Source organism: Prochlorococcus sp. MIT2308, from assembly GCF_059772345.1.
In genome coordinates, this window is sequence record NZ_CM186283.1 from 691,057 (window position 1) to 708,101 (window position 17,045).

Annotated in this window: 13 protein-coding genes; 4 read left to right on the plus strand and 9 right to left on the minus strand. The window is 36.4% G+C overall.

Translation table 11 applies throughout. The features are described from left to right. Window positions 1–34 precede the first annotated feature (34 nt). Together AC6EIW_RS04310 and AC6EIW_RS04315 are read left to right on the plus strand one after the other, a co-directional pair. Window positions 35–1,342 carry a glucose-6-phosphate dehydrogenase assembly protein OpcA gene (locus AC6EIW_RS04310; RefSeq protein ID WP_498521350.1) on the plus strand — a complete coding sequence of 436 codons (1,308 nt, stop codon included), beginning with the start codon at window positions 35–37 and terminating at the stop codon, window positions 1,340–1,342. Between the two features lie 13 nt (window positions 1,343–1,355). Continuing rightward, window positions 1,356–2,711 (plus strand): cobyrinic acid a,c-diamide synthase CobB, encoded by a 1,356-nt coding sequence (locus tag AC6EIW_RS04315; RefSeq protein WP_498521351.1) that lies wholly within the window; start codon window positions 1,356–1,358, stop codon window positions 2,709–2,711. Between the two features lie 36 nt (window positions 2,712–2,747). Here the strand turns inward: AC6EIW_RS04315 and AC6EIW_RS04320 are convergent, their stop codons facing one another. From AC6EIW_RS04320 to folD, 4 genes are read right to left on the minus strand one after another with little or no spacing between them, the layout of a single operon-like run. After that, window positions 2,748–4,208 carry an ATP-dependent DNA helicase gene (locus AC6EIW_RS04320; RefSeq protein WP_498521352.1) on the minus strand — a complete coding sequence of 487 codons (1,461 nt, stop codon included), beginning with the start codon at window positions 4,206–4,208 and terminating at the stop codon, window positions 2,748–2,750. After that, window positions 4,205–4,720, minus strand: coding sequence for a divergent PAP2 family protein (locus tag AC6EIW_RS04325; RefSeq protein WP_498521353.1), 516 nt, complete (start codon window positions 4,718–4,720; stop codon window positions 4,205–4,207). The genes AC6EIW_RS04320 and AC6EIW_RS04325 overlap by 4 nt, the downstream gene beginning before the upstream one ends. Beyond that, entirely contained in the window at window positions 4,717–5,616 is a 900-nt protein-coding gene (gene crtE / locus AC6EIW_RS04330; protein WP_498521354.1) for a geranylgeranyl diphosphate synthase CrtE, read from the minus strand. Before crtE ends, AC6EIW_RS04325 begins: the two co-directional genes overlap by 4 nt. A gap of 42 nt (window positions 5,617–5,658) precedes the next feature. Further along, window positions 5,659–6,570, minus strand: coding sequence for a bifunctional methylenetetrahydrofolate dehydrogenase/methenyltetrahydrofolate cyclohydrolase FolD (gene folD / locus AC6EIW_RS04335; protein ID WP_498521355.1), 912 nt, complete (start codon window positions 6,568–6,570; stop codon window positions 5,659–5,661). 69 nt (window positions 6,571–6,639) lie between these two features. Here folD and AC6EIW_RS04340 point away from each other — a divergent pair, with 69 nt between their 5' ends. Then, the gene (locus AC6EIW_RS04340) at window positions 6,640–8,727 is read left to right on the plus strand and encodes an HDIG domain-containing metalloprotein (RefSeq protein WP_498521356.1); all 2,088 of its coding nucleotides are present in this window, start codon (window positions 6,640–6,642) and stop codon (window positions 8,725–8,727) included. 33 nt (window positions 8,728–8,760) lie between these two features. Here the strand turns inward: AC6EIW_RS04340 and AC6EIW_RS04345 are convergent, their stop codons facing one another. The 3 genes from AC6EIW_RS04345 to AC6EIW_RS04355 form a co-directional block, all read right to left on the minus strand. After that, a complete protein-coding gene (locus AC6EIW_RS04345) occupies window positions 8,761–9,150 on the minus strand; it encodes a hypothetical protein (RefSeq protein WP_498521357.1) in 390 nt (129 codons plus the stop codon). Between the two features lie 54 nt (window positions 9,151–9,204). Beyond that, window positions 9,205–9,444, minus strand: a complete 240-nt coding sequence (locus AC6EIW_RS04350) for a hypothetical protein (RefSeq protein WP_498463149.1) — start codon at window positions 9,442–9,444, stop codon at window positions 9,205–9,207. 114 nt (window positions 9,445–9,558) lie between these two features. Continuing rightward, complete coding sequence (locus AC6EIW_RS04355; RefSeq protein ID WP_498521358.1) at window positions 9,559–11,178, minus strand: 2-isopropylmalate synthase; 1,620 nt, start codon at window positions 11,176–11,178, stop codon at window positions 9,559–9,561. A 336-nt stretch (window positions 11,179–11,514) separates the two neighbouring features. Here AC6EIW_RS04355 and AC6EIW_RS04360 point away from each other — a divergent pair, with 336 nt between their 5' ends. After that, the gene (locus AC6EIW_RS04360; RefSeq protein ID WP_498521359.1) at window positions 11,515–13,080 is read left to right on the plus strand and encodes a glycoside hydrolase family 57 protein; all 1,566 of its coding nucleotides are present in this window, start codon (window positions 11,515–11,517) and stop codon (window positions 13,078–13,080) included. Here the strand turns inward: AC6EIW_RS04360 and crtL are convergent. Beyond that, the gene (crtL, locus tag AC6EIW_RS04365; protein WP_498521612.1) at window positions 13,077–14,306 is read right to left on the minus strand and encodes a lycopene beta cyclase; all 1,230 of its coding nucleotides are present in this window, start codon (window positions 14,304–14,306) and stop codon (window positions 13,077–13,079) included. The genes AC6EIW_RS04360 and crtL overlap by 4 nt on opposite strands. Before the next feature lie 5 nt (window positions 14,307–14,311). Then, window positions 14,312–16,933 carry a DNA gyrase subunit A gene (gyrA, locus tag AC6EIW_RS04370; protein WP_498521360.1) on the minus strand — a complete coding sequence of 874 codons (2,622 nt, stop codon included), beginning with the start codon at window positions 16,931–16,933 and terminating at the stop codon, window positions 14,312–14,314. Window positions 16,934–17,045: the final 112 nt, after the last annotated feature.

Here is a 17,045-nt window from a genome sequence, read left to right on the forward strand (position 1 = left end):
ATTGAATCTAAATCATTTATTCGAACTAAATTAAATGTCGCCTCAATTAACACTTCAAACGCCTCTTCAGCTACCTCCAGCTGAAATTCCTACATACCTTGAGCAACTATGGTCTCATGAAGAAAGAGGAGATAAAGGAGCCAACACTTTTTGTTTAATTGTCTGGCAACCTGCTTGGATCGAACAAAAACTAGTCAAAACTGGAAAAATATCTGGGCCAGTAGTAGGTAGTCAAAGAAATGATCTTATAGAGGCTGCAAGAGAAATTATTTTAAAAGGTAATCTCCCTAACAGTACTTCACCATTAGATTTTAGAGTTCAATCTTCAATACAATGCGAAGAGCTAATTAAAAATGTAGAAGACCTTAGAGGGCAACATATTGACACCTCAATTAGTAATTTACAACCTAGAAGATTAATAACTATTGCACCAACAATTGAGAAAGAAAATAATTTAGAGACATTAGTTGCCGCATATTGTCCTCTTCCCGAAGAAGGCGGAGGCAAAACAGCTTGTGGCGACGTCATTGTCTTACGAGGTAATAAAACCGTAATTAATGATGGGCTTGAAATTGTTGAGACTCTTGTCCCTGATGAACTTCCTTCTTGGTTGTGGTGGAATGGAAGAGTTGATGAGGCTCCTGAATTCCTTCATGCTCTAGCACTGCCAAATCGAAGATTAATTATTGATACTGCACATGGAGAACCAGGCGTTTGCTTAAATTTATTACTTCAAAGGATTCAATCGGGCCAAGCTGTTAACGACCTTAATTGGCTTCGTCTTAGAAGCTGGAGAGAGACTTTAGCGATGGTGTTTGATCCACTTCAAAGAAGAAATGCTCTTGAGAATTTACAAAAAATCGACATCGATATTGAGGGTTCTCAAACAGTTCAAGGGCTTTTACTTGCTGCCTGGATTGCTGATCGTCTCAACTGGAAACTTGAAAAGTTCATCTGCTCAAAAAAAGATCAGCTAAAAGTTAATTTTCTTCGTCAAGACAAAACTCCTATTGAAGTCGGCATAACTTCTCTACCTATTGGTAAGCCAAGCATTAATCCTGGCCAAATAGTTGGTTTAAGATTAATTTCAAAAGCCAAGAACAAACAAAAAAACGATCTTTGTGTAATTCTCGCATCAGAATCTGGGGAATGTATGAGATTAGAAGCTGGAGGCATGGCAAGAATGGAACTTATTGAACAAGTAGTTCCTATTCAAAAGACCTCTTTAGAGAATGATGTTGCTCGTTTACTTTCCAGTAGTAGAGGAAACACAAGTCCTTTACTTGCGAGTGCGGCACCAATAGCAAATGAGATCCTTGATTTAGTTAATCAATTCAAATAAATATAGTCATTAGATGGCATGCGTAATCTCTGCTATATCAAGTAACAGCGGTAAAACTCTTTTAAGTCTTCTTTTAATTTCTTATTTAAAAAGTATCAATAAAACAGTACAAACTTTTAAAGTTGGACCTGATTATTTAGACCCTCAACAACTCGCAGCGGTATCAAAGAAAGCTTGTCGAAATCTTGATTTAATTCTCTCTGGAGAAAGTTGGGTTAAAGAAAACTTTAATCGCTTTGGAGGATTAACTGATTATTCGTTTGTTGAAGGTGTAATGGGATTATTTGATGGAATTGGCAGTAGTTCCGAAGGGAGTACAGCTGAATTAGCTAAGGTGTTAAATCTGCCAATAGTTCTAATTGTTGATGCCAGAGGGAAAGCTGCGTCAATAGCAGCCTTAATAAAAGGATTTAGAGAACATGATAAGGAATTAAAAATTGCAGGCGTTGTCCTAAATAATGTTCAAACTCCTAGACATGAAAAGATACTATTGGAGGTCCTTGATCACATCAATATAAAGTCATTGGGTTCTCTACCTCCTTGCGAAGACTTATATCTTCCAACAAGGCATTTAGGTTTAGCACCAGCACATGAAATTCTTGAGTTAGAAATTAAAGTTAAAAAGTGGGCATCAATAGCAAAAGAATATCTAGATATTGAAAGTTTTAAAAAACTTTTATTAGCTCCAAAATCTAACCACAAAACATATAAATTTTTGCCAAGGAAAGATCCAAGATTTATTCACCCAATCGCAATAGCTGAAGATAAAGCTTTCCATTTTAGGTATCAAGAAACAAAAGAATTGTTAGAAGATCACGGCATGCCAACTATTACTTGGAAACCTCTTGAAAATGAACAAATTCCAAAAGAAGCTAGAGGATTAATAATACCTGGTGGTTTTCCTGAGCAACATGCAAAACAATTAAGTAGTTCAAAAAATAGCCTTAATTCATTAAGAATTTTTTCTCAACAGTTTCCTATATACGCTGAATGTGGCGGAATGATGCTTTTAGGTAAAAGTATATTTGATCTTGAAGGAAGAGAACATTCAATGTCTGGGGTATTACCTTTTAAGGTCAAAAAAGGTGATTTAAAAATCGGTTATAGAGAAGCAAGAAGTAAAAATAAAAGTCCTATCACCAGTCCTGGAAATAAACTAATAGGGCATGAATTTCATCGATGGGAATTAATTAATGAAAAATATAATTCACAAATAAATCACATATGGGATATCAAAGGATGGGATATGAAAATAAAGAATGAAGGTTTTTGCAATCGTTTAATTCATGCAAGTTGGATACATCTACATTGGGCAAGTTCGCCTCTCATAATAAAAAACTGGAAAAGAAGTGTTAGGAATTATGCCTAAAGTAAATTTATTTTCAAAAATAAAATTTTTTAGAAATTAATCAGTTAATAGTTTCTCTAAAAGAGCTTTATTCCTATTACTTTTACTGTCACCAACAATCCAAACGCCCTCGCTTGCTCTGCTTACAGCGACGTATACAAGTCGTTTTCTAAATTCAAGGTCTTTAGGCCAAAAAACATCGGAAGTTATAAACACTTCTCCAAAAGTACTTCCTTGACTTCTGTGAATTGTAAGGACAGAAGCAGGACCTAAAGAAGCGAATGAATCTCTAATAAAAAAGAAAAGTTTCCAAATCGAAGCGCTATTTTTTTTTCCTCTTTCTCTTGCCAAATTGCTCAACTCATTCAAAGAGAGGTCCAACTCGCTGCGAGATTTAGAACCTATTTGAGGCATTAATCTTAGAGAGAATTCTTTTTGATCACAGCTAACTTTAGCTATCTGAGTTTGAATAACAGGTAAAAGATTTTCAAAATTATGATGAATCCCTAAAGAGGCTAAGTCAAAACTATTTGGGATTACATCTTCTACCAGCATTTCTCTGTTGGAACTAATCAAAATATCTGGTTCTTCTCCAAGCTCATCCTCATTTAATGAAGCGTTTACCATTACAGCCTTACGGCTAATTAAAACCTCACCAGGTAAAACCTGATATTGATCTGCCATCTCACCATGAATAGCTCTTCTTGCATGAGGTACTAGATTATCAACGATTCTATTCGTGTAGCAAAGAATTCTTGCTCTATCTGGATCATCCTCTAAAGAAGATAACCGTAATGCTGCTTTAGCTCTTTCAAGCCAACTATTTCTATCTAATATTCCAACATTACCTTTCTTAGAATGAAAAATTGGAAGTATAGATGGCTGATTACAAGGGATTTGCCCGTCTCTAATTATCTTTGCCAATCTAAGAACAGGTCCTTGATGACGAACAACTTCTCTAAGTTCAGTATTTATTGCTCTTTTCATTAAAAAAACTGAGCTAGAGCTTTCTCCTACTGGTGGGAGTTGAGCAGGATCACCAACAAAGACCAACCGAGTCGAGTTACATCTTGCACATTCAAGAGTTATCTCCAATAATTTGGAATCAATCATTGATGCCTCATCAATCAGAACAAGTCCTAAATTCTCTAAAGATTTCTCCGTTTGATCTGTTTTCTCGCATATTTCGGCATCCGCCTGTCTTTTTAACTTAAGACGAAGCAAACGGTGAATGGTAGAAGGGAACCATGTTGGCTGAATAGATTCACTTTTCAATCCCTCCCTTAATACGCCTACAGCTTTATGAGTTGGTGCAACAACAGTCCAACACAAACCTAATTCATCTACCTTTTTTAATAGTTTCATTGACAAATATGTTTTTCCGCTACCTGCAAAGCCTTTCATTACAAAAGGTTTAAATGAATATGGTGCCTTTAACCACTCACAAAATAATTGGAGAGATTTTTCTTGGTCCTTGGTTAAGAAAACACAATCTTCTTTTATTTTTACTTCTTTCACACAGAAAATAATCCTATAATTTGCAAAATATGCAAAGGAGAACCAAGGAAGAAAATACCTGGCAAAGCAACCATAGGTCCAACAAAACTGCCAACTAATACTTCAATTTTAGTATGTCCTAAAGACTCTTTTAAAATAGTTTCAGTCGATAATTCACTGTAATTATCTTTTAAAATCTCATTAACTTTTGCAGCCGTTAAACCTGCCGATCTTCTTATTCCAGCAGCATCATACATAACGATAAAAGCAATTGTTGAAGCCAAAGCAAATAAAGGATCATTAAAACCAAGCTGAAGCCCAATTCCTGAAGCAGTTCCTGTTACCAAAGCCGAATGACTTGAGGGCATACCGCCTGTTTCTATAAGTACTGATGGTCTCCATCTTTGCTTAAAAATTAATTCAAATAATAATTTAGAAAATTGAGCAATACCGCATGCTGCAAGGCCCCAAGCCAATACAGCATTATCAAGAATATAAATAAATTGAGATTCGAAAGCCGGATTGGTACTCATCTATCTCTACTTGTTATGTAATCAGCCAATGCAAGAAGAGGTTTTGATTTTTCAGACCAAGGATCAAGAGCATTTTTTGCTCTAGCTACTAATAGATCCGCTCTTCTTCTAGATTCCTCAAGACCAAGTAATTTTGGATAAGTAGTTTTATCAGCAATTAAATCTTTTCCTGCTGTTTTGCCTAACACTTCACTACTTGCTGTTACGTCAAGAATGTCATCAATTATTTGAAATGCCAATCCAATCCCTCTTGCATAGACACTTAATGCTTCCAGAAGCTTCTCATCAGCCCCACCAATTAATGCTCCACAAGTAACACATGCCTTTAGCAAAGCTCCTGTTTTGTGAAGATGAATATACTCCAAGGTCTCTAAATCAACCTCTTTACCTTCACAATCAAGATCAACTACTTGCCCTCCCACTAATCCAGGGGCTCCTGCCACTAATGAGAGCTCACCTACTACTTTCAAGAGTCTCTCTGATGGTATCCCCTTGGTCCGTATCGATACCATCTCAAAAGCCCTAGTCAATAGAGCATCTCCAGCAAGTATTGCTACAGCATCTCCATAGACTTTGTGATTAGTAGGACGTCCTCGACGTAAATCATCATTATCCATTGAAGGTAGATCATCATGGATAAGAGACATCGTGTGAATCATTTCCAGAGCTACTGCAGTAGGGAGAGCTTTTTCAACTTCTCCTCCAGCAAGTTCACAAGCAGCTAGACAAAGAATCGGCCTTAATCTTTTCCCTCCGGCCAAAAGGGAATAGCGCATAGATTCTCTTAATTTTTCAGGCTTTTCAGGGCCCAGAGAGGCATCCAGCGCATGTTCAACGCGAGTTCTAGATTTTTCTAGATACTCTGCGAAGTCAAAAGAAGCGATTGCTTCCTGCATGCAAAAAATTAGTTTGTATCAATTCTGTCAGGACATTGTGATTCATGGAAGTAAATGACTAATAGTTAAAGGTAATCCACAATGTTTCTGCCACCTATCAACCGTATTTGCTAGAAGCATTGTCACTGTCATAGGCCCAACACCTCCAGGCACAGGAGAATAGGCAGCTACTTTGTCTTCAATTTCAAACATCTTTACATCTCCACACAGTTTGATCTTTTTTCTCTCTTTCAGATTTTCTTCTTCAGGTTTAATTCTATGAATACCTACATCAATAACGACACAATTATCACTTACATGATTTTTTCCTATCAGATAAGGCTTTCCAGCAGCTACAACAAGTAAATCAGCCTCCCTAGTTATAGAAACTAGATCTTTAGTTCTTGAATGAGCAACCGTAACAGTGGCATTTGCGGCTTCAAGCATTAAAGCCATTGGCTTGCCAACTAGGATGCTCCTCCCAACTACCACAGCTCTTTTTCCTTCTATTGTTATTTGGTTTCTCTTAAGTAGAGCCATAACTCCTGCAGGGGTACATGATCTTGGGCCTTTTTCACCCTTTATTAATCGTCCAAGATTCAAAGGGTGTAATCCATCAGCATCCTTGTCAGGATCAATACTCCCAAGCAAGGAATCCTCGTCCAGATGCGAAGGCAAAGGAAGTTGTAATAAAATTCCATCAACATTCTTCTCCTCATTCAAACTTTTAATGATTTCTCTTAGTTCTTCCAATGAAATATCTTCTTTTAAATGATTAGCAAAACTTCTAACACCTATTCGATCGCATGCTTTTTCCTTGTAATTGACATAAACTCCACTTGCAGGATCGTTACCAACCCTTAGCACAGCTAAACCAGGGGGACGCTTCGCAAGCTGTGATCCAGATTCTATAGTCTGTTTAAGAATGAGTTCAATCTCCTGAGCAAGTTTTTTCCCATCTAAAATGTTTGGCATAAATAAAATGAATACAATTACAATTAATCAACGCATTAAACCTAGCGTTAGGAGTAGGTGAAAAAGCCTGTGGCTAAATTACCGAGTCCAAAAAAAATATGGAGAATATGGTTAGGGAGCCAATCTCCCAGACGTCCGATACTTCGCTGGTCAACAACGGACAAGTTAGGTCTCCTATTGGTCTGCCTATTAGTAGCAATATTTTCAAGTTATAAGTTACTTGCTGTTCCGGATCTCAAACCTGGAGATATTGCTCAAATCAACGAAATAGCTCCAAAGGATGCATTAGTAATAGATACAAAAGCACTAAAAGAGAAGAAAAAAGGCTTGGAAGACAATTTTCTCCAAGTTATCGATGAAAATCAAACCAATAATTTAGAAAAAATTGTTTTAAAGAAAATCAAAAAACTTCGCACCTTAAAAGATTCTACTTTCGAAGGAGATATAAATAAAATTAATCCAACCGATTCAGAAAAGAAATGGCTGATTAATGTTTCCAATAGTGAATGGAAAAGCTGGGAAAAAGAGATGAAAAAAGCATCAAAGAGAATGCTATCTCAAGGAATTATAAATACGCTTGCATTTGATCAACTTAATGAAGCTTCATCTCTACAATTACTAGATCTAGGTGTCAAAGATTATCCAAGCAGATCATTGGGAGCAAAAGTATTATCGAGTAGTTTTTATCAGAAAAGTAATTTAAAAATTGATTATTCGAAAACAAATATATTACTTGAAAATTTAATAAATAATGAAGGACTAAAAATTATAAAAGTTAAAGAAGGTAGCTTAATATCAAAGAAAGGAGAGCCAATAAGTTCTCAAGACTTTGATATTCTAGAACATTTTAACAAGGTAAGTCGAAGTCCTAGGCCAATAAAGTGGTTAATAACCTTCACAGAATCTATGGGAAGTTGTGGGTTACTTCTGATGATTATGAGAAGAGATAAGCCTAGACTTAAAGCCAAGCATGCGTTACTTTCTTTAACTTTATTATTTGTAGTTCAACTAACAAAAGACTGGCTTGGTACGCTTGCAAGCCCATTGCAATTAATATTACCTCCTATACTTCTTCTTTCACAAGGAATAGGTACAACAACCTCATTAGCTTGGATGGCTGCTGCTAGTTTAATATGGCCAATATCTCTTGATAGCTCAAATGAAATTAGATTAATAATTGCTTGCATTGCCGGATCATTTATAGCCTTTTTAGGTAGAAGAATGAGAAGCCGTGCACAAATTCTTCAAATAGCAGTTTTTATACCTTTTGGTGCATTGTTAGGACAATGGTTTATATTTAATCAACTAATTGAAGCAAAAAATTTAGAATTTAATAATCTATCATTTGATCTTAATTCTCTTCTGAATGAAACACTTATTATAAGTGCAATGCTGATGGTAACGATATTAATAATTCCTATATTGGAAAATACTTTTGGATTACTTACAAGAGCAAGATTAATGGAGCTAGCTGATCAAGAACGTCCGTTACTTCGCCGTTTATCTAGAGAAGCACCAGGTACGTTTGAGCATACTTTAACAATTTTAAGTCTTGCAGAGGAAGGAGCAAGAGTAATTGGAGCTGATGTTGACTTAATAAGGACTGGAGCCCTGTACCATGATGTTGGAAAGCTACACGCTCCTAATTGGTTTATTGAAAATCAGAAAGATGGAATAAACCCCCATGAAGAAATCAAAAATCCATATAAAAGCGCAGACATTCTTCAAGCACATGTAGATGAAGGATTAAAGCTTGCAAGGAGATATCGACTTCCATCACCCATTGCTGACTTCATTCCAGAACATCAAGGTACTTTAAAAATGGGTTATTTTCTTCATAAAGCCAAAGAAAGAGATCCTTCTGTCTCTGAAAAACGTTTCAGATATAAAGGCCCTATTCCTCATTCCAAAGAAACGGGAATACTCATGCTTGCAGATGGTTGCGAAGCAGCATTAAGAGCTCTAGACGCATCATCATCAGATAATGATGCTTGCAAAACAGTAAGGAAAATAATTCAGTCTCGTCAGATTGATGGCCAATTAAAAGAAAGTAGTTTAACGAGAGCAGAAATAGAAATAATACTTAGGGCTTTCGTCTCTGTCTGGAGGAGGATGCGCCACAGAAGGTTGAAATATCCCAGCTTAAATTCAAGGTAGGAAATTACCGCACCTATTGAAATATTTAATAAGTTAAAGCCTAATTCTTCTGTGACCTCTTCTACACCAGTAGAGTAGGGCTAATAAATTCAGAAAAGCAATAAGTAATGATAAGCCGCTAATACCAAAGAGATCATTTACTTTGATCAACCTGATTATCCCATAGGGCAAAGTTCCTGAAAGAGTCATAGACAAAGCAACTATTGATAAAATTACACCCCAACCTCTTTGAGCAAATAAACCCGCAGAAGCGACAATCCCAGTTACTGCAGATGGCCAGGCAAGGCTAATAGCAATTGTTATATTTGCCGTTTGCAGAGGTGGTCCTGATCCAACTACATAGGCAATAAATGGAATTGCAAGCGTATTTGAGGCTAAGCCAAACCAAGCAAGTGTCCAGTAGCCGCGCATTCCTGAACCCATTTTTAAAAAATTATTCCTTCCAATAAAAACATACGACCTTAATCACAATTTATTTTAAGCGAGAGACAATTGCAAACAATTAGATGGATAACAAACTGTTCTCCAAGTTCCATTTCCTGCAAGCACTTGTACACCTATTCCTCTGTCTTTAATTGTGCACTTCAATCCTTGTCCATTGCACCAAGACTTTGCAGCAAAAAGTGCTGCATCAATACTTTCATAAGGAGCATCTAGGACATGATGAGGAGCCCCATCAAGTCCAGTCAGTCGGTAAAGATTTCTTTTTAAAGCCATTTATGTGCGCTTATCAAATCGTCACAGGATATATTAATCTTTGAATAATGTTTATAGAAGTTTTTCTATAAAAAATTTACGCAACCCTATTTCACATATCAAAAAGGACCAAAGTTAAACCCCTTTTTTCTCTGCCTTGGCGAGATCATGTTGCGGATGAATGGATTTCCTTCCCTCAGCGGCTACTAATCTATTAAGCGCATTTATGTATGCTTGCGCAGCTGCAACAACAACATCAGTATCAGCTGAATGACCCGAGAATAGGCTTCCATCTCTTCTTATTCGAATCGTAACTTCTCCTAAAGCATCTATTCCTTCCGTAACGGACTTTACAGAGAATTCAATTAATTCATTGGGTTCTTCAGTTAGAGAATCCAAAGCTCGTACTACTGCATCAACAGGACCTGTACCTAGGGAAACAGCGGTTTTTTCCTCTCCATCTTCTCCAACTACAGTTACGGTTGCCGTGGGTCTTAGCGATGTGCCACAACTTACTTGGACCAATTTCAATTGGAACAAAGCTTCTGGAAGTTGAACTTGCTCACTAACAATGGCTTCTAAATCACGATCTGTTATCTCTCTTTTTCTATCAGCTAAGTCTTTAAATCTAGCAAAAGCATCATTAAGATCTTCTCTGTTCAAATCATAACCAAGGTCTTCTAGCCTAGCCCGAACTGCACTCCTACCACTTAATTTACCTAAAGAAATTTTATTGTCTGACAAGCCAACTGTTTTTGCATCGATAATTTCGTAGGTAAGCCTATTCTTCAAAACTCCATCTTGATGTATACCAGATTCATGCGCAAAAGCATTCGCTCCAACAATTGCTTTATTTGGTTGAACGACCATACCAGTTAAATTAGAGACCAATCGTGAGGACTTAGTTATTTCCTCTGTTCTAACTGCTGTTAAAGGGGTTGGAGATTCAGGAGGTCTCCCAAAAAAAGGATTAAAATATGATCTTCTTACATGTAGAGCCATAATCAATTCCTCTAAAGCAGCATTACCTGCTCTCTCTCCGATTCCATTGATCGTGCATTCAAGTTGTCTAGCTCCATTCTTTACCGCCTCGAGGAAATTTGCCACAGCAAGTCCTAAGTCGTTATGGCCATGAACTGAAAGAACTGCTTCATTTATATTTGGAACATTTTTGTTTATATTTAATATTAAATCTCCAAACTCAGAAGGAGTTGTATATCCAACGGTATCTGGAATATTTATAGTATTGGCACCTGAAGATATGGCTAATTCAATTACTTCATATAAAAAATCCAAATCACTTCTTGCTGCATCTTCACAAGAAAACTCAACATCATCTACATAACCTTTAGCGTAGTTAACCATATCTGGAACAATATCGAGAACTTCTTTTCTGGATTTCCTTAATTTATGTTCTAGATGAATATCACTAGTTGCGATAAAAGTATGTATCCTTTTTTTTGGTGCTGGAGATATAGCATCGGCACAAGCTTTTATATCAGGTTTTGAGGCTCTTGATAATCCGCAAATAATAGGTCCTTCTTCTCCACCTACTTGCTCAGCTATTTTCTGAACTGCAGCAAAATCGCCAGGGCTAGCGAAAGGGAAACCTGCCTCAATAACATCTACGCCTAGTCTTGCTAATTGTTGAGCAATAGCCAACTTTTCTTCTAAATTCAGACTCGCACCAGGGGATTGTTCTCCATCTCTTAATGTGGTATCAAAAATTAAAACTCGGCCTGGATCTTTGGCCATAGCATGAAAAATATAAAAATAACTAGACTTTTTAAGGTCTATATGAATGATCTTAATTGTAGTATATTTCTAACAAATTTTTACAAAAAACATTAAGTTTCTAACTATATCATTGAACTTTTTATTTTTTTTATTTCTAAAAATTTAAAATTTAAGATTGAACCTCAAATTTGCATGAAGAAATTCTAAGTAATAGTTCAAAATTAATTATTTCCAACTTACTCAATCACGTATCTAATTTAACTAGATTTGGATTAGAACTTAAAGTTTATCTATTCTAGTGCGACTAAAGAGTATAAGTATCCAAAGATCTATTCCGAAAATCTTGGAGTTTTAATGGCTAAAGGCAATCTCGCCATAGTCCTGCATGCCCATCTACCTTACGTGAGATCAGAAGAACCTGGTTCACTAGAGGAGGATTGGTTCTTTCAAGCTCTGGTGGAATGTTATTTACCACTTTTAGAAACCCTTGAAGAGGCCTCTAATGCAAACGATCAAACACCTAAGATCACAATAGGTTTATCGCCAACGTTGCTTTCGCTTTTAGATGATGACCTATTAAAAAATCGTTTTGAAGCATGGGTAGCTATTAGATTAGAAGTCTTAAATACACTTGAAACAAACTGCAAAGCGGCGGTCCTACATCTAAAAAATCACTTTCAAAAACAATTAGAAAGCTGGAAGAGGTGCAAGGGTGATCTAATAGGAAGATTTAAGCAATTACAAACATCAGAAGTAATTGATATTCTTACTTGTGCAGCCACTCATGGATATCTGCCACTTTTAAGAGAAAACCCGGAAGCAGTTAGAGCTCAATTAAGAACTGCAGTCAGAGAACATCAACGACTTTTTGTGAATGCTCCGTTAGGCATTTGGTTACCCGAATGTGCCTATTATGAAGGCTTAGATGAACTAATGGCTGAGGCTGGCCTTAGATATGCAGTTCTTGATGGACATGGATTATTAAATGCAGAACCTAGACCAAGATATGGATTATATGCTCCAATTTGCACTAAAAAAGGAGTAGCTTTTTTTGGTAGAGATAGTGAATCAACTCTTCCAGTTTGGTCAGCAAGGGATGGTTATCCTGGCAATCCAAACTACAGAGAATTCCATAGAGACTTGGGATGGGATTTATCAATAGAGAATTTAAAAAAAATAGGTATTAACGAAAAAAGGCCATTAGGAATTAAATTATTTAAGATTACTTCTCAAAATACATCTTTAGCTAACAAAGAAGAATATGATCCACAATCTGCAAAAGAAAGTATTAAAAAAGACGCCGAAAGTTTTTTAAAAGAAAGAAAGAAGCAACTTATAAATCTATCTAATTCAATGCAAATAGAGCCATTGTTAATTGCTCCTTTTGATGCAGAGCTTTTTGGACATTGGTGGTTTGAAGGACCAAAATTTCTCTCAAATATATTTATCAAATCAAAAAATGAAGGTATTAAATTAATCACGCTAAAAGAGGCTCTTCAATCAACATCTAAAATCCAATTATGCAATCCTTCGCCATCTAGTTGGGGACAAGGTGGCTTTCATGATTATTGGTTAGACAAATCAAATGCATGGATTGTTCATGAATGGAGTAAAGCTGGAAGAGAGATGATAAGTATTTGCTCAGATGGTTTAATAGATGAATCAAATATAAAAATAATTAGACAGGCTGGGAGAGAACTTTTATTGTGTCAATCCTCTGATTGGAGTTTTATTCTCAAGGCAGGAACAACTACAGAGCTTGCCAGAGAAAGAATCAACTTGCATCTAAAAAGATTTTGGATGTTAATTAATGCTATTAAAGATAGTAAAATCATCAATCAAAAAATATTAAAAGAAATAGAGAGAGAGGATTGTATTTTTCCTCTAATTTCTCCTTTAGATTGGAAAAAGAAAAACTAACTTTTCTTTTTTATTAAAAAGTTAATCATTCCTAACCGAACCTTGAATGGGGCAATAGAAAATAATTTGAGCATAACAATAAAAAGTCTTGGCAAAGGAAGCGTATTAGTTAAATATCCATACCAATCTTTTTTGGGTAATTTAAAAAAAGTATCAAAAAAAGATCTTAAGAGGGATTCGTCAAAACTCATTAGACGTTGAAGTCCAAACTGATAAAGCCGATGTCTTTGAACTAATTCAGTAGTCCAAAGAGTATTCCATCCTCTTCTCGCTATCTGAGATGTAGGCAGAGAAGGATCTTTTTTGATTGTTTTTGCTATTACCTTTGCTAATGAAGGCGCTCTTCTTAAAAGTGATCCGACAAGGTAACCAGATGCAGGATGAACCATGCTGGCCGAGCCTCCAAAAGCCAAAAGAGGTTGATCTCTATATGGCAATGGCAAATTCATAGGAAAAAGACAATGCTCTTCATGAATTATCTCTTCAATTTGAATTCCTTTGCTTGATAATCGTGCAATTAATCTTGCTTTTAAAATTTCAAAAGAAACAGGAGGTGCACATGCCAAGGAAGTTTCCTCAACAAAATAACTTCCATCTCCCAAGTCCATTGCATAAAGGAAAGAAGGGGGCTCACTTAGTTGCTTTGAATTTAAATGGTCTGGTCTGAAATCCATTAAGACAAATCGATTCTTCTCTACTGGAGCAGAACTAAACTTCCCAACTACACCATATGCCGCCTGCTTAGCAATTTCATCATGATCAGGTCTTCTAATAAAAGGGGTTTTGTGACCGCTTGCATCAATTACTAGCCTGGCGAAATATTTGTTTCCAGAAGTGCAAATCACAGTTGTTTCTTTTTCACCAAAATCTATTTTTTTTACTGTCTCAACTTGCCAAGAAAGTCCATTGCATCTCTTTAGAAGAGCTTCTTGAAAATTAATTGAATTAAATAGACCGTAATCAAGAGAATGGTTTGTACAAATATTGCCTTCTTCATTCAAACCATCTCCAAAAAAACTAACAGTATCTTTCCACCTATATTTAAGTAACTCCTGCATATTTAAAGACTCAAGCTCAGATGCCCAGATCCCATAAGTATTTGGCCAGGGTTCTAGAGGAGACTTAGAAGCTATTGCCTGAACTTTAATTCCTTGTTGAACCAACTCAGCAGTAATACAAAGAGCAGCTGGTCCTGCTCCCAAAACTAATACGTCAGCAGAATCAATCAATTTCAATTGTTAGACATTGGATCAGTATTTATCGGTTCATCAATTGTGGATAATTCTCTCCCTTCCTCATCATTTGTTTGTTCTCGAGGGACTAAAACAACCTCCGACAACTTATCACCATTATCAAGTTTCTGAATTCTTACCCCAGTTGCAGCTCTTGATTGTTGAGAGATTTTATCGGCACTTGTTCTAACAATTACTCCCCTTTCACTAACCAATAATAATTCTTCTCCTTTTCCTAGAACCCTTAGACCTACAAGCTCATCACCATCTTTTCTGAATTTTATTGCTCTTAGTCCCATGCCTGCCCTCTTTTGCAAGCGAAATTGTGTAACAGGAACTCTTTTCCCAAGTCCATTTCCAGACGCAACAAGAACCCAAGGGCCTTCAGAGACTGATGATTCATCCTCTAGTTCTTCTTGCACCTCACTTTTATCTACATGGTCAGCCAACTCAGTAGATAAAACATCCATACTAACAAGTGAGTCTCCAGACTTTAAATTCATTGCCCTAACCCCTCTTGCTGCTCTACCTAAAGGACGTAATTCGGAATCATTTAATCTAAAATGGATGGTCATTCCATTTTTAGAACCAATCAAAACACTGTCGCCAGATTCAGCCAATCGAACCCAAGTCAAAGCATCTCCATCCTCAAGACCTATTGCAATTAATCCATTTGCTCTAATCTTGCTAAAAGATGAAAGAGGTGTTCTTTTTATAAAGCCTCCCCTCGTAAGCATTAACAAATAGTTTTCATCATCAAAAGAACTCACAGAAAGTAATGAGGTAATAGCTTCTTCCCTTGGAATTGGAAGCAGTTGAACAATAGGAGTGCCTTTTGCAGTTCTGCTACATTGAGGAACTCTGTAAGCGGGAAGTGCATAAGCAACTCCTCTATCACTAAAAAGGAGGAGGCTATCATGATCATTACAGCTAATAAATTTTTTTACTTCCTCCTCTCCTTGGCTTCGGGTTCCTGCTTTACCTCTAGTACCTCGACTCGTTGCTTCAAATTCATTCACAGGCATCCTCTTTAGGTATCCTGTTTCGGTCAACAAAACAACTGATCTTTCATTTGCAATCAAATCAATATCCTCAAGACCTCCTCCGAGATCAAGTATTTCTGTTCTTCTGGTAGAATTATATTTTTCTTTTATTTCATTTAATTCTATTTTTGTGATTTCAAAAACCCTTTCTTTCTTATTTAAAATATCTTTTAAATCTATTATTTTTTCAACTAAATCTTCATGTTCTAGTCTTATTTTATCTGCTTCTAATGCAGTCAGCCTTCTTAGCTGCATCTGCAAAATAGCATCAGACTGAATATCTGTTAAGCCATGAAGTTCTTGTAATTTAGTTTTAGCTGTAGCAGAATCAGAAGCTGATCTAATGAGACTAATTATTTCATCTAATTGATCTAAAGCTAATAATAATCCTAGTAATATGTGATCTCTACTCTCTGCCTTCTTCAGGAGATATTTAGTTCTTTTTTCAATAGTTTCTACTCTAAAATCTAGAAATACTTGCAACATCTTTCTAAGTGACAATGTAACTGGTTCACCATTGACTAATGCAAGCATATTTGCACTAAAATTAGTCTGCAAAGGAGTGAGTTTAAATAAATTATTTAAAACAACTTGAGGATAAGAATCTCTTCTTAACTCAACGACAATTCTCATTCCATCTCTATCACTTTCATCTCTTATATCTGCAATCCCTTCAAGTTTTTTATCATTAACCATATCAGCGATTCGCTCTATTAAAGCTGCTTTATTTGTTTGATAAGGAAGTGCAGTTATTATCACTGCATCCCTATCTGGTCTACCTGTATTTTCAATTGTTTCTATTTCAGCAACTCCACGCATTGTTATTGATCCTCTGCCTGTAATGTATGTTTCTTTAATTCCACTTCTGCCAAGTATCTGTCCCCCAGTTGGGAAATCTGGGCCTTTGATAATATTCATCAACTCTATTTCTTCTAACTCAGGATTAGAAATTAAAGCCATCAATCCATCAATCAATTCCCCCAGATTATGGGGAGGTATGTTTGTTGCCATACCTACAGCTATTCCAGAAGAGCCGTTCAATAACAATTGAGGTATTCTTGCAGGCAATACTGTTGGCTCTTGAACAGATCCATCAAAATTATCTGCGAAATCAACTGTTTCAGATTCAATATCTTCAAGCAAGCTATCAGTGGTCAAAGATTGCAATCTTGATTCCGTGTACCTCATTGCAGCCGGTGGATCATTATCAACAGATCCAAAATTCCCATGCCCATCAATGAGGGGCATTTGCATTGAAAAATCTTGCGCCATCCTAACCAAGGCGTCATAAACGGCTGTGTCACCATGGGGATGGAATTTACCTAAAACTTCTCCAACCACACGTGCACATTTCCTGTATGGCCTATCACTAGTTAGCCCAAGCTCATACATTGCATACAAAATCCTTCTATGAACGGGCTTAAGTCCATCTCTCGAATCAGGCAAAGCTCTGCCAACTATCACACTCATCGCGTATTCCAAGTAGGAACGCGACATTTCGTTTCTTAAATCAGTCTGTATGATCCGATCGTCGGATTCCCCAGGACCAGTACTATTAGGCCCCAATGGATCAGCCATATATAAGTGTTTTACCAATTATAAGAACATCTGTGAATTAATAAACCTTTTAAAGTGAATAACCATACATCTGAAAGTAAATCACCCTAAACAAAATCAACTATTACAAAAA

Excerpts from the sequence above, each read along its gene's own strand:
- AC6EIW_RS04310 (WP_498521350.1), top strand. The coding sequence starts at position 35 with ATGTCGCCTCAATTAACACTTCAAACGCCTCTTCAGCTACCTCCAGCT.
- AC6EIW_RS04315 (WP_498521351.1), top strand. The coding sequence starts at position 1,356 with ATGGCATGCGTAATCTCTGCTATATCAAGTAACAGCGGTAAAACTCTT.
- AC6EIW_RS04325 (WP_498521353.1), bottom strand. The coding sequence starts at position 4,720 with ATGAGTACCAATCCGGCTTTCGAATCTCAATTTATTTATATTCTTGAT.
- crtE (WP_498521354.1), bottom strand. The coding sequence starts at position 5,616 with ATGCAGGAAGCAATCGCTTCTTTTGACTTCGCAGAGTATCTAGAAAAA.
- folD (WP_498521355.1), bottom strand. The coding sequence starts at position 6,570 with ATGCCAAACATTTTAGATGGGAAAAAACTTGCTCAGGAGATTGAACTC.
- AC6EIW_RS04345 (WP_498521357.1), bottom strand. The coding sequence starts at position 9,150 with ATGGGTTCAGGAATGCGCGGCTACTGGACACTTGCTTGGTTTGGCTTA.
- AC6EIW_RS04350 (WP_498463149.1), bottom strand. The coding sequence starts at position 9,444 with ATGGCTTTAAAAAGAAATCTTTACCGACTGACTGGACTTGATGGGGCT.
- AC6EIW_RS04355 (WP_498521358.1), bottom strand. The coding sequence starts at position 11,178 with ATGGCCAAAGATCCAGGCCGAGTTTTAATTTTTGATACCACATTAAGA.
- AC6EIW_RS04360 (WP_498521359.1), top strand. The coding sequence starts at position 11,515 with ATGGCTAAAGGCAATCTCGCCATAGTCCTGCATGCCCATCTACCTTAC.
- gyrA (WP_498521360.1), bottom strand. The coding sequence starts at position 16,933 with ATGGCTGATCCATTGGGGCCTAATAGTACTGGTCCTGGGGAATCCGAC.